Genomic DNA, 13,743 nt, shown 5'->3' on the forward strand with positions numbered 1-13,743 from the left:
AGACTCAGGCATCCACCATCGCCATCGCCTCCTCGACATCCACTGCCACCAGACGTGAACAACCGGGTTCGTGCATCGTCACCCCCATCAGTTGATCGGCCATTTCCATGGCGATCTTGTTGTGGGTGATATAGATGAACTGCACTGACTGCGACATCTCTTTAACCAATTTTGCGTAGCGTCCAACGTTAGCGTCATCCAGTGGCGCGTCAACTTCATCGAGCATGCAGAACGGCGCCGGATTCAACTTGAAGATCGCAAAAACCAGGGCCAATGCGGTCAGGGCTTTCTCGCCACCGGAGAGCAAATGGATGGTGCTGTTCTTCTTTCCAGGCGGCTGCGCCATGATTGTCACCCCTGTATCGAGTAGATCTTCGCCCGTCAGTTCCAAATACGCGCGGCCTCCACCGAAAACTTTTGGGAAAAGCGCCTGTAAACCGCCATTGATCTGATCAAAGGTATCCTTGAAGCGGTTGCGGGTTTCCTTGTCGATCTTGCGAATCACGTTCTCAAGGGTTTCAAGCGCTTCCACCAGATCGGCGTCCTGGGCATCCAGATAACGTTTACGCTCCGATTGTTGCTGGTACTCATCGATGGCCGCCAGGTTGATCGCGCCCAGGCGCTGAATTCGCGCGGCGATGCGCTCAAGCTCTTCCTCGGCTTCCTTCTCGCTGGCCTCGGCGGTCAATGTCGCGAGTACGCCGTGGAGATCGTAGCCGTCTTCCAGCAACTGGTCCTGCAAAGTCTTGCGGCGCACGGTCAGGGCTTGCCATTCCATGCGCTGGGTTTCGAGCTGGCTGCGAATCAATTGGGATTGCTGTTCGGCCTGGCTGCGGCGCTTTTCGGCGTCGCGCAATTCGCGGTCGGCGTCTTCAAGGGCGATCTGCGCAGTCTTGAGTTCTTCGTCGACCGTCATGCGCTTGTCGAGCAACTCCTCGAGCTTCAGGCGCAGCTCTTCCAGTGGTGCTTCGCCCTCCTCCAGGTTGAGGCTCAGTTGTTCGCGCTTTTCGGTCAGGCGCTCGGACTGCATCTCCAGACGCTCCAGGGCCTGGCGAGTCGAATCGTGCTGCGCCTTGAGCGAACCCAGGCGCACCGCCAACTGATGGGCATGATCCTTGTGTTGCCGCGCTTCCTGACGCACCCGATCCAGGCGCTCACGCAAACTGTCGCGCTGGGCCAACAACAACTCGCGCTGCTCGGTGTCCTGCGCCATGCTGTCGAGGGCTTCCTGCAGTTGCAGGCGCGCTTCACCGATGTTTTCGTGCTCCAGCGCGCGCTGTTCATCCAGCTCGGTGAGCTCTTCGTCGAGGCGAGTGCGGCGCAGGGTCAATTGCTCGGCCTTGGCTTTTCCGGCCGACAACTGGGCTTTCAATTCGCCTTGCTGGCGGGCTTCATCCTGCAGCAAGCGGCGCAAATGCTCGCGGCCATTTTCCTGCTGACGCTGCTGCGCCCGGAGATTCTGCAGTTGGGTTTCCAGGGTTTCGACGGCGGCTTCGCGCTCTTCGCGCTCAAGGCCCAATTGCTGGATTTCCTGGCCACGGGCGAGCACGCCGCTTTCCGCTTCACTGGCCCGACGCACGCGCAGGAAATGCCGACCGACCCAGTAGCCGTCACGGCTGATCAGGCTCTGCCCGGCAGCCAATTGCCCGCGCAAGGCCAGGGCCCGCTCAAGGCTGTCGACCGGCTTGACCTGCCCCAGCCATGGCGACAGATCGATCTGTGCCTCGACCTTGTCCAGCAGGCTGCCCGGTACCCGTACGCCATCGCCGGCCGGGCTGAGCAAGCGCAAGTCGCCCTGGGCAAAACCCGACAGATCGAAATCGTTGAAATCATCCACCAGCACCGCCTGCAGGTCAGCGCCGAGCACGGTTTCCACCGCCAGCTCCCAACCGGCCTCAACCTTCAGGCCTTCGGCCAGGCGCGGGCGATTCGCAAGATTCTGTTCGCGCAGCCATTCGGCTGTGCCGGTGCCCGGATCGAGCGCGGCTTGCTGCAAGGCTTCGAGCGAAGCCAGTCGACCGTTGAGCCGCTGCAAATCGCCCTGGGCCTGTTGCTGCGCCGTCAGCGTTTGCTGTAATTGCTGGCGCAGTTGCTCGAGCTTTTCGACCTGGGCCTCTTCACTGGTCTGCAAATCTTCGAGGGTCGCCTCGGACTCGGCGAGCTGCTCGCTGAGCTCCATGATCGCCGCGTCTTCCGGGTCCGCCGAGAGCAAGGCGCGCTCTTCGCCCAGGCGCTTCTGGCGATCGGCCAGGCGCTCCAGGCTGGTTTCCAGCTGCTGGATCCGCGATTGCTGCACTTCGGCCTGACGGCGCGGTTCGGCGGCGGTGAGGTTGAACGTATCCCACTGCTCCTGCCAGCCATGCATGGTGGTTTCGGAGTCTTCCAGCGCGGCGGCGGCCTCTTCGGCGGCGGCGCTGGTGACTTCCTGTTCCGGGGTCAGCATGTCCAGCTCTTCGCCCAGGGTCAGCAGCAGCGTGCGGTCATGGCCGAGGTGGGACTCGGTTTCGAGGCGCGCGCGCTCGGCTTCCTTCAGGTCGTCCTGCAATTGCCGCAAGCGTTGCTGGCCATGCTGGATGCTCTGCTCGACCCGGGCAATGTCACCGCCGACCGAGTAGAAGCGCCCCTGCACCAGATTGAAGCGTTCCGACAGGTCGTGGTGCCCGTCACGCAGGCGCTCGATGCTCGCGTCGGCGTTGCGCTGTTCGGCCACCAGGGCCTCGAAGGAAACCTCCTGGTTGCCGATGATCACTTCACGCTGGCCGACCTGATCGTTCAACGCCTGCCAGCGCAGGGCCGACAGTTGCGCCTTGAGTTGACGCTCCTCGCCCTTGTATTCCTGGTACTTCTTGGCGGCCTCGGCCTGGCGATGCAAGCGCTCGAGCTGACGCGTCAACTCTTCGCGCAGGTCGGTCAGGCGCTCCAGGTTCTCGTGGGTACGACGGATGCGGTTTTCGGTTTCGCGCCGGCGCTCCTTGTACTTGGAGATGCCCGCCGCTTCTTCGATGAAGTTGCGCAGGTCTTCGGGCTTGGACTCGATCAGCTTGGAGATCATCCCCTGCTCGATGATCGAGTAGCTGCGCGGGCCAAGGCCGGTGCCGAGGAAGATATCGGTGATGTCACGGCGCCGGCACTTGGTGCCGTTGAGGTAATAGGTGGTCTGGCTGTCGCGCGTCACTTTGCGGCGAATGGAAATTTCCGCGTAGGCGGCGTATTCGCCGAGCAGGGTGCCGTCGGAGTTATCGAACACCAGTTCGATGCTCGCCTGGCTCACCGGCTTGCGGCTGGTGGAGCCGTTGAAGATGACGTCGGTCATCGACTCGCCACGGAGGTTCTTCGCCGAACTCTCACCCATTACCCAGCGAACGGCGTCGATGATGTTCGATTTGCCGCAGCCATTGGGCCCGACCACCGCCGCCATGTTGCTGGGGAAGTTCACCGTGGTCGGGTCGACGAAGGACTTGAACCCCGCCAGCTTGATGCACTTGAGCCGCACGCTCAGGCGTCCGTCAGGGCGGAGATCACCAGATCGCAACTGCGCTGGCCATAGGCGGTCAGCACGGTGCGGATCTGCGCAAAGTCACGGGCGATCACGGCCGCGAGCAGGCGTTCGAACAGTTCCAGGTATTCGCTCATCGACGCCTTGCGCTGGTCCAGGGCAAGGAAATAGGCACGGCTCATGGCCGGCTGCAGATTCTCGACGGTTTCCTGCAGGTACGGGTTGTTGGCAAACCCGTAGGTGGCGCGCATCACATTGAAACTGTCGTCGACGAAGGTGTGGATGTCCTGGCGCTCGTAGCTGGCGGTCAGGCGCTGCTGGATTTGCACGAACGGCGCCAGGTCGGCCTGGACTTTCCAGCCGCTGGCCACGGCGTTGGCCAGCAGGATGTACATCTCGCTCATCAGCGTGCACAGGCTCTGCACCTTGTGCGGCGTGAGTTCGGTGACGTGGGCGCCACGTCGCGGCAGGATCGCGATCAGGTGGCGACGCTCGAGGATCAGCAAGGCCTCGCGGACCGAACCGCGACTGACATTGAGGGCCAGCGTGACCTTCTGTTCCTGGATGCGCTCCCCGGGCTTCATTTCGCCGCGAATGATGCGTTCGGCGAGGTGGTGAGCGATTTGCTCGGCGAGGCTGTCCGGCGCCTTGAACGTCATGGTTGTCCTTCAAACTCTTTGATCTGTACAAGCGGCGCAGTGTAGCGCAATTGCTGCGTCAGGGCGGAGTGCCCGCCCGGAGGTTTTTGGCACGATTCAAGCAAAAAAGCAGGCTATCGAACCAACGACAATAATTAAGGAACAAGGGGTTGATCGACAAAATGCAATTTCCTGACCTTTAAGTCAGAAAATCATTGACCGAAAAGTCAGACCTGCTAAATTCGGTTCCTATCGGTTAACAACAATAATGAGTCTGCGAGGCCTTCCGTGATCCAGTTTTTACTAAACCAGGAACTCCGTAGCGAGCACGCCCTGGACCCGAACCTGACCGTGCTCAATTATCTGCGCGACCATGTGGGCAAACCCGGCACCAAAGAAGGCTGCGCCAGCGGTGACTGTGGCGCCTGCACAGTGGTCGTCGGCGAATTGCAGACCGATGACGACGGCCGCGAACACATTCGCTATCGCAGCCTCAACTCATGCCTGACCTTCGTATCGTCCCTGCACGGCAAGCAACTGATCAGCGTTGAAGACCTCAAGCACAAGGGTGAGCTGCACAGCGTGCAGAAAGCCATGGTCGAGTGCCACGGCTCGCAATGCGGCTTCTGCACCCCCGGCTTCGTGATGTCGCTGTTTGCCCTGCAAAAGAACAGCGATGCACCGGATCATGCCAAGGCCCACGAAGCACTGGCTGGCAATCTTTGCCGCTGCACCGGTTACCGGCCGATCCTGGAAGCCGCCGAGCAGTCCTGCTGTGGCAAGCAACCGGACCAGTTCGACGCCCGCGAGGCCGACACCATCGCGCGCCTCAAAGCCATTGCCCCGACCGATATCGGCGAACTCAACAGCGGCGACAAACGCTGCCTGGTGCCGCTGACCGTGGCCGACCTGGCCGACCTCTACGACGCTTATCCACAGGCCCGCCTGCTGGCTGGCGGTACCGACCTGGCGCTGGAAGTCACGCAGTTCCACCGCACCCTGCCGGTGATGATCTACGTCGGCAACGTCGCCGAGATGAAACGCATCGAGCGCTTTGACGATCGCCTGGAAATCGGCGCCGCCACCGCCCTTTCCGATTGCTACGAAGCCCTGAACGCCGAGTACCCGGACTTCGGTGAATTGCTGCACCGCTTCGCCTCCCTGCAGATCCGCAACCAGGGCACCCTGGGCGGCAACATCGGCAACGCCTCGCCGATTGGTGACTCGCCGCCCCTGCTGATCGCCCTCGGCGCGCAAATCGTCCTGTGCAAAGGCGAAACCCGCCGCACCCTGGCGCTGGAAGACTACTTCATCGACTACCGCGTCACGGCACGCCAGGAAAGCGAGTTCATCGAAAAGATCATCGTGCCCCGCGCCAGCGTCGAAAAACTGTTCCGCGCCTACAAGGTTTCCAAGCGCCTGGACGATGACATCTCGGCAGTTTGTGCGGCCTTCAACATTCGCCTGGAAAACGGCGTGGTCGCTGAAGCCCGCGTCGCCTTCGGCGGCATGGCCGCGATCCCGAAACGTGCTGCCGCCTGCGAAGCCGCGTTGCTCGGCTCGCCATTCAATAACGCCACCGTTGAACGCGCCTGCGCTGCCCTGAGCGAAGACTTCACGCCGCTCTCGGACTTCCGCGCCAGCAAGGAATATCGCCTGCTCAGCGCGCAGAACCTGCTGCGCAAATACTTCATCGAACTGCAAACGCCGCACATCGAGACCCGGGTGACCGCTTATGTCTAATCATCACGCCGTAGAGAAGACCCAAGCCGAATTGGCTGAACTGTTCGCCAAGGACCTGACCACCGGTGTCGGTCGCAGCGTCAAGCACGACAGCGCCGCCAAGCATGTGGCCGGTGAAGCGCAGTACATCGACGATCGCCTGGAATTCCCCAACCAGTTGCACGTTTATGCATGCATGTCGGACCGCGCCCACGCCCGCATCATCAGCATCGACACCTCGCCCTGCTACGCCTTCGAAGGCGTGCGCATCGCCATCACCCACGAAGACGTGCCGGGCCTGAAGGACATCGGTCCGTTGCTGCCGGGCGATCCGCTGCTGGCGATCGACACCGTGCAGTTCGTCGGTCAACCGGTGGTCGCCGTGGCGGCGAAAGACCTGGAAACCGCGCGCAAGGCGGCCATGGCCGCGATCATCGAATACGAGGACCTTGAGCCTGTGCTGGACGTGGTCGAAGCCCTGCGCAAACGCCACTTCGTACTCGACAGCCACACCCACAAGCGCGGCGATTCGGCCACGGCGCTGGCCACTGCCGAGCACCGCATCCAGGGCACCCTGCACATCGGCGGCCAGGAGCATTTCTATCTGGAAACCCAGATCTCTTCGGTGATGCCGACCGAAGACGGCGGCATGATCGTCTACTGCTCCACGCAGAACCCCACCGAAGTGCAGAAACTGGTGGCCGAAGTACTGGACGTGTCGATGAACAAGATCGTCGTCGACATGCGCCGCATGGGCGGCGGTTTCGGCGGCAAGGAAACCCAGGCGGCCAGCCCGGCATGCCTGTGCGCGGTGATCGCGCACCTCACCGGCCAGCCGACCAAGATGCGCCTGCCGCGCGTCGAAGACATGCTGATGACCGGCAAGCGTCACCCCTTCTATGTCGAGTACGACGTCGGCTTCGACAGCACCGGTCGCCTGCACGGCATCAACCTGGAACTCGCCGGCAACTGCGGTTGCTCGCCTGACCTGTCGGCGTCGATCGTCGACCGCGCGATGTTCCACTCGGACAACTCGTATTACTTGGGCGACGCGACCATCAACGGTCACCGCTGCAAGACCAACACCGCGTCGAACACCGCCTACCGTGGTTTCGGCGGCCCGCAAGGCATGGTCGCCATCGAAGAAGTGATGGACGCCATCTCCCGCCATCTGGCCCTCGATCCTTTGGCCGTGCGCAAGGCCAACTACTACGGCAAGACCGAGCGCAACGTCACCCACTACTACCAGACCGTCGAGCACAACATGCTCGAGGAGATGACCGCCGAACTGGAAGAAAGCAGCCAGTACGCCGAGCGTCGCGAAGCGATCCGTCGTTACAACGCCAACAGCCCGATCCTGAAAAAAGGCCTGGCGCTGACCCCGGTGAAATTCGGCATTTCCTTCACCGCCAGCTTCCTCAACCAGGCCGGTGCCCTGGTGCACGTCTACACCGACGGCAGCATCCACCTGAACCACGGTGGCACCGAAATGGGCCAGGGCCTGAACACCAAGGTCGCGCAGGTCGTGGCCGAAGTGTTCCAGGTGGAAATGGACCGCGTGCAAATCACCGCGACCAACACCGACAAGGTGCCGAACACCTCGCCGACCGCTGCGTCCAGCGGTGCCGACCTGAACGGCAAGGCTGCGCAGAACGCCGCCGAAACCATCAAGAAGCGTCTGGTGGAATTTGCCGCGCGCCAGTACAAGGTCAGCGAAGAAGACGTGGAGTTCCACAACGGCCACGTGCGGGTCCGCGATCACATCCTGACGTTCGAAGCGTTGATCCAGCAGGCGTACTTCGCCCAGGTGTCGCTGTCGAGCACCGGCTTCTACAAGACCCCGAAAATCTACTACGACCGCAGCCAGGCCCGTGGCCGGCCGTTCTACTACTTCGCCTTTGGCGCGGCCTGCTGCGAAGTGCTGGTCGACACCCTGACCGGCGAATACAAGATGCTGCGCACCGACATCCTCCACGACGTCGGCGCCTCGCTGAACCCGGCCATCGACATCGGTCAGGTCGAGGGCGGCTTCATCCAGGGCATGGGCTGGCTGACCATGGAAGAGCTGGTGTGGAACAACAAGGGCAAGCTGATGACCAACGGCCCGGCCAGTTACAAGATCCCGGCCGTGGCGGACATGCCGCTGGACCTGCGGGTGAAGCTGGTGGAAAACCGCAAGAACCCGGAAGACACGGTGTTCCATTCCAAGGCCGTGGGCGAGCCGCCGTTCATGCTTGGCATCGCTTCGTGGTGTGCGATCAAGGACGCCGTGGCGAGCCTGGGCGACTACAAACATCAACCGAAGATCGACGCACCGGCGACTCCGGAGCGGGTGTTGTGGGGCTGTGAGCAGATGCGCCAGTTGAAGGCGGCCAAGGCTGTCGAGGCGGAGACCGAGTTGGCTTCGCTCTAAGACCGAGGTGCGGCCATCGCTGGCAAGCCAGCTCCCACAGTGTTTTGTGGTGTCCACAGAGTTTGGATTCAACTCAAATCCTGTGGGAGCTGGCTTGCCAGCGATGAGGCCCGAACTGACAACAGAGATGTTGAGGTGAAACATGTACAACTGGATCGACGCCCTCGCCGACCTGCAAAACCGGGGTGAACCCTGCGTGCTGGTGACCATCATCGAAGAGCTCGGCTCTACGCCGCGCAATGCCGGCTCGAAGATGGTCATCAGCGCGAACCAGGCCTTCGACACCATCGGTGGCGGGCACCTGGAATACAAGGCCATGAAGATCGCCCGCGAGATGCTCGTCAGCGGCAAGCAGGACACCCATCTGGAGCGTTTCAGCCTCGGTGCCAGCCTCGGCCAGTGCTGCGGCGGTGCCACCGTTCTGTTGTTCGAACCGATGGGCCAGGTGCAGGCGCAGATCGCCGTGTTCGGTGCCGGCCACGTCGGCCGCGCCCTGGTGCCGCTGCTGGCCAGCCTGCCTTGCCGGGTGCGCTGGATCGACTCGCGGGAAGAGGAATTCCCCGAGCAGATCCCCCACGGCGTGCGCAAGATCGTCAGCGAAGAGCCGGTGGATGAAATCGATGACCTGCCCGCCGGCAGCTATTGCATTGTGATGACCCACAACCACCAGCTCGACCTCGAACTGACCGCCGCGATCCTCAAGCGCAACGACTTCGCCTACTTCGGCCTGATCGGTTCGAAGACCAAGCGCGTGAAGTTCGAACATCGCCTGCGCGACCGCGGTTTCGACAACAGCGTCGTGCAACGCATGCGCTGCCCGATGGGCATCGGCGAAGTCAAAGGCAAGTTGCCTGTGGAAATCGCCATCTCCATCGCCGGCGAAATCATCGCCACCTATAACGCGAACTTCGGCCAGCAGACCTCCAGCGCCGAACCGATTGCCAAACTGCTGCCCGCGTCACGCCGCAGCCAAACCGCAAACTTGAAAGCCTCGAACTGAGAATCTCATGCCTCTGACTCGCAAAGCTTACCGCGCCGCCATCCTGCACAGCATCGCCGACCCAGCCGAAGTCGGTATCGAAGCCTCCTACGAGTATTTCGAAGACGGCTTGCTGGTTGTGGATAACGGACAGATCAGCGCCCTGGGCCACGCCAGCGAATTGCTGCCGACCCTGCCGGCGGATATCGAAATCACCCACTACCAGGACGCACTGATCACCCCCGGCTTCATCGACACCCACATCCACCTGCCGCAAACCGGCATGGTCGGCGCCTATGGCGAGCAATTACTGGACTGGCTCAACACCTACACCTTCCCGTGCGAAAGCCAGTTCGCCGACAAGGCCCACGCTGACCAGGTCGCGGACATTTTCATCAAGGAACTGCTGCGCAACGGCACCACCACCGCACTGGTGTTCGGCAGCGTGCACCCGCAATCGGTGAACTCGTTCTTTGAAGCGGCCAAGCAGCTCGACCTGCGGATGATCGCCGGCAAGGTGATGATGGACCGCAACGCCCCGGACTACCTGACCGACACCGCCGAATCCAGCTACGTCGACAGCAAGGCGCTGATCGAGCGCTGGCACGGCAAGGGTCGCCTGCACTACGCCGTCACCCCGCGCTTCGCACCGACCAGCACCCCGGAACAGCTGACCCTGGCCGGCCAGTTGCTGACCGAATACCCGGATCTGTACATGCAGACCCACATCAGCGAAAACCTCAAGGAAATCGAGTGGGTCAAGGAGCTGTTCCCCGAGCGCAAAGGCTACCTGGACGTCTACGATCACTACCAGTTGCTCGGCGAACGCTCGGTGTTCGCCCACGGTGTGCACCTGTGCGATGACGAGTGCGCGCGCCTGGCAGAAACCGGTTCGGCCATCTCGTTCTGCCCGACCTCGAACTTCTTCCTCGGCAGCGGCCTGTTCAACCTGCCGATGGCCGAGAAGCACAAACTCAATGTCGGCATCGGCACCGATGTCGGCGGCGGCACCAGTTTCTCGCTGCTGCAAACCCTTAACGAAGCCTACAAGGTGATGCAGCTGCAAGGTGCGCGCCTGAGCCCGTTCAAATCGCTGTACCTGGCCACCCTCGGCGGCGCCCGTGCGCTGCGTCTGGAAGACAGGATCGGCACCCTGCAACCGGGCACCGACGCCGACTTCCTGGTGCTGGACTACAACGCCACGCCGCTGCTGGGCTATCGCCTGAAGCAGGCCAATAACATCGCCGAGACGTTGTTTGTGTTGATGACGCTGGGGGATGACCGGACGGTGCTGCAGACCTATGCGGCAGGCAATCTGGTGCATCAGCGCTAAATTTCTTCGGGCATAAAAAATCCCCCGTTGCTTTTCAGCCCGGGGGATTTTTATTGCCTGTCCGATTGCTATCGCTGGCAAGCCAGCTCCCACAGTGATCTCAGTGTTTACACAATTTGCGATTCACATCGGTCCCTGTGGGAGCTGGCTTGCCAGCGATTGGGGCGACCCGGTCCAGCTTATAGCTTGGCGGTCGATCGACCCGGCTTCTTGGTCTGCAGCAAATGCGAGAACACCGCATGCAAATCATCCGACGCACTTTCTTCATCGAGGTTGAGTTTGCTGTCGATGTGATCCATGTGATGCATCATCAGGTTCACCGCCAGTTCAGCGTCGCGCTTCTCGATGGCGTCGATCAACTGGGTGTGCTCGTCGTAGGAACAGTGGGAGCGGTTGCCGCTTTCGTACTGGGCGATGATCAGCGACGTCTGGGACACCAGGCTGCGCTGGAAGCTGATCAACGGGGCGTTTTTCGCCGCTTCAGCCAGTTTCAGGTGGAATTCGCCCGACAGGCGGATGCCGGCCCCACGGTCGCCGCGGGAGAAGCTGTCGCGTTCGTCGTTGACCATCTGGCGCAATTCGGCAATCTGTTCGGCGGTGGCGTGCTGCACCGCCAACTCGGTGATCGCGCGCTCGACCAGACGCCGGGCCATGAACACCTGGCGCGCCTCTTCGACACTCGGGCTGGCAACCACGGCGCCGCGATTCGGACGCAACAGCACCACGCCTTCATGGGCCAGGCGCGACAGGGCGCGGCGAATGATGGTACGGCTGACCCCGAAAATTTCCCCCAGCGCTTCTTCGCTCAACTTGGTGCCGGGCGCCAGACGCTGCTCGAGGATGGCCTCGAAGATATGCGCGTAGACAATATCGTCCTGGGTACCGCTGCGGCCGGCTTTGCCTGCTCGCGGTTGTTTCTTTAGGGGTTGCAACTGTTCGTTCATGGGCACTCGAGTCGGAAGAACTGCGGCGAATTGACCGTGACTGTAATACGGCACAGTGGGTCGCTGGCAAGTATCGCGTAAAAAACACTGCGATTGTACACAATGGATGGTGGCAACACGACTGTACGGCTGAATGTTGCCTCGGCTGTATCGCAACACCTGATTACTTTTGAGTTTAGGCTTTAACCCAGAATCCGCCTTTTGTAATGCAATCCCTGTGGGAGCGAGCTCGCGATGACGGCGTCACATTCAGCATTCCTGTTGGCTGATCCACCGCTATCGCGAGCAAGCTCGCTCCCACAGGGCTCAGTGTTGCAGCGGACATCTTCATTTGTATAAGGAACACCACCGTCATGAACGACGCCACCCACACGCAAATCCGCCCGCTGGCCGACACCTCGCCCTCGGCCATCGTCGCCGGGTTCATCGCCATGATGACCGGCTACACCAGCTCACTGGTGCTGATGTTCCAGGCCGGGCAAGCGGCGGGCCTGAGCAGCGGGCAGATTTCTTCGTGGATCTGGGCGATCTCCATCGGCATGGCGGTGTGCTCCATCGGCCTGTCCCTGCGCTATCGCACGCCGATCACCATTGCCTGGTCGACCCCCGGTGCCGCGCTGCTGATCACCAGCCTGGGCGGCGTGAGTTACGGCGAAGCCATTGGTGCCTATATGACCTGCGCGGTGCTGGTGACGATTTGCGGGCTGACCGGCAGCTTCGAACGGCTGGTGAAAAAAATTCCGGCATCTCTGGCCGCCGCCCTGCTGGCAGGGATCCTGTTCAAGATCGGCAGCGAGATTTTCGTCGCCGCGCAACACCGCACGGCCCTGGTACTGGGGATGTTCGTCACTTATCTGCTGGTCAAGCGCCTGTCGCCGCGCTATGCGGTGCTGGCAGCCTTGCTGATCGGCACGGCATTGTCAGGTTTCATGGGGCTGCTGGACTTCAGCGGTTTCCACCTGGAGGTCGCCACGCCGGTCTGGACCACGCCGCAATTCTCCCTGGCCGCGACCATCAGCATCGGCATCCCGCTGTTTGTCGTTGCCATGACCTCACAGAACATGCCCGGCATCGCCGTATTGCGCGCCGATGGCTACACCGTGCCAGCCTCGCCGCTGATCACCACCACCGGCATCGCCAGTTTGCTGCTGGCACCCTTCGGTTCTCACGGGATCAACCTGGCGGCGATCAGCGCGGCGATCTGCACCGGTCCGCACGCTCATGAAGATCGCAACAAACGCTACACCGCCGCCGTCTGGTGCGGGATTTTCTACGGGATCGCCGGCGTGTTCGGCGCAACGCTCGCGGCATTGTTTGCCGCGCTGCCCAAGGAACTGGTGCTGTCGATTGCCGCACTGGCGCTGTTCGGCTCGATCATCAACGGCTTGAGCATCGCCATGAGCGAAGTGAAGGAGCGTGAAGCGGCGCTGATCACCTTCATGGTCACGGCATCGGGGCTGACGCTGTTTTCCATCGGTTCGGCGTTCTGGGGGATTGTCGCGGGGGTGGTGACGCTGCTGATTCTGAACTGTAGGAGCGAGCCTGCTCGCGATGGTCGTCAACGATAACGCTGGAAGCCTGACACCCCGCGGTGTTCTCAGGTTCATCGCGAGCAAGCTCGCTCCTACAAAAAAAAGCAAAAAAAAACGGCGACCCTTGGGTCGCCGTTTTTTTCAGAACATCAAGCTACCGGATTGATCGGCTTTTCCGGGTACCAGACGTCCAGCAGCGGGCTGACTTCAACGCTGGTCAGCTCGGTGCGGCCTTTGAGCCAGGCTTCAACGGCAGCGCGCTGTTCAGCGCTGACCGAGCCACGCTTCTGCAGGCACACCAGACCGTAGTCGTCGCCGCCAACATAACCCAGGCCGTTGGCTTCCATGGCTTCTTTGAGGAACGCATCGAGGAAAGCATCAATGGCTTCATCAGCCAAATCTTCTTTGAAATCCAGGTTCAGTTCGAAACCCAGCTCTTGAAATTCATCGACGCACAGTTTTTTGCGCAGACGCTGGGAACGGTTAGTCGCCATTGGAACAATCCTCTTAAGTAATAACGGGCGGCACTTTAGCAGTTTAAGCCGCCGATTGCCCGACTCTCTGGGCCACCATGCCTACCGTCGGTAAAAAAATAGCCGATCAGACAGCCCTCGCACGGCACAAGCCGTGACACCTTGGGGCATAATGCCGACACTTTCATGACCATTGAGGGAATTTATCTTCAT

Annotated in this window: 9 protein-coding genes; 5 read left to right on the forward strand and 4 right to left on the reverse strand. The window is 61.3% G+C overall.

Annotated features, from left to right (window positions below):
* Window positions 1-4: 4 nt before the first annotated feature.
* On the reverse strand, window positions 5-3,493 hold the full coding sequence (smc, locus tag KW841_RS07875; protein ID WP_218475076.1) for a chromosome segregation protein SMC: 3,489 nt from the start codon (window positions 3,491-3,493) through the stop codon (window positions 5-7).
* A 2-nt stretch (window positions 3,494-3,495) separates the two neighbouring features.
* The gene (locus tag KW841_RS07880) at window positions 3,496-4,155 is read right to left on the reverse strand and encodes a GntR family transcriptional regulator (RefSeq protein ID WP_015096020.1); all 660 of its coding nucleotides are present in this window, start codon (window positions 4,153-4,155) and stop codon (window positions 3,496-3,498) included.
* A gap of 267 nt (window positions 4,156-4,422) precedes the next feature.
* On the opposite strand from KW841_RS07880, the gene xdhA reads away from it, so the two are divergent.
* The 4 genes from xdhA (at window position 4,423) to guaD (ending at window position 10,581) form a co-directional block, all read left to right on the forward strand.
* A complete protein-coding gene (gene xdhA, locus KW841_RS07885; protein WP_007971473.1) occupies window positions 4,423-5,877 on the forward strand; it encodes a xanthine dehydrogenase small subunit in 1,455 nt (484 codons plus the stop codon).
* On the forward strand, window positions 5,870-8,269 hold the full coding sequence (xdhB, locus tag KW841_RS07890) for a xanthine dehydrogenase molybdopterin binding subunit (protein ID WP_218475078.1): 2,400 nt from the start codon (window positions 5,870-5,872) through the stop codon (window positions 8,267-8,269). Before xdhA ends, xdhB begins: the two co-directional genes overlap by 8 nt.
* 142 nt (window positions 8,270-8,411) lie before the next feature.
* Window positions 8,412-9,269 carry a xanthine dehydrogenase accessory protein XdhC gene (xdhC, locus tag KW841_RS07895; RefSeq protein ID WP_015096023.1) on the forward strand — a complete coding sequence of 286 codons (858 nt, stop codon included), beginning with the start codon at window positions 8,412-8,414 and terminating at the stop codon, window positions 9,267-9,269.
* A 7-nt stretch (window positions 9,270-9,276) separates the two neighbouring features.
* Entirely contained in the window at window positions 9,277-10,581 is a 1,305-nt protein-coding gene (gene guaD / locus KW841_RS07900) for a guanine deaminase (protein WP_218475080.1), read from the forward strand.
* A gap of 179 nt (window positions 10,582-10,760) precedes the next feature.
* On the opposite strand, the gene KW841_RS07905 is transcribed toward guaD, so the two are convergent.
* Window positions 10,761-11,525 (reverse strand): GntR family transcriptional regulator, encoded by a 765-nt coding sequence (locus tag KW841_RS07905; protein ID WP_008050187.1) that lies wholly within the window; start codon window positions 11,523-11,525, stop codon window positions 10,761-10,763.
* A gap of 353 nt (window positions 11,526-11,878) precedes the next feature.
* Here KW841_RS07905 and KW841_RS07910 point away from each other — a divergent pair, with 353 nt between their 5' ends.
* Window positions 11,879-13,093, forward strand: a complete 1,215-nt coding sequence (locus KW841_RS07910; RefSeq protein WP_218475083.1) for a benzoate/H(+) symporter BenE family transporter — start codon at window positions 11,879-11,881, stop codon at window positions 13,091-13,093.
* 113 nt (window positions 13,094-13,206) lie between these two features.
* On the opposite strand, the gene KW841_RS07915 is transcribed toward KW841_RS07910, so the two are convergent.
* Window positions 13,207-13,551, reverse strand: coding sequence for a YggL family protein (locus tag KW841_RS07915; RefSeq protein WP_007971486.1), 345 nt, complete (start codon window positions 13,549-13,551; stop codon window positions 13,207-13,209).
* Window positions 13,552-13,743 lie beyond the last annotated feature (192 nt).

The organism is Pseudomonas sp. PDM28, assembly GCF_019219115.1.
Classification (GTDB): domain Bacteria; phylum Pseudomonadota; class Gammaproteobacteria; order Pseudomonadales; family Pseudomonadaceae; genus Aquipseudomonas; species Aquipseudomonas laurylsulfatiphila.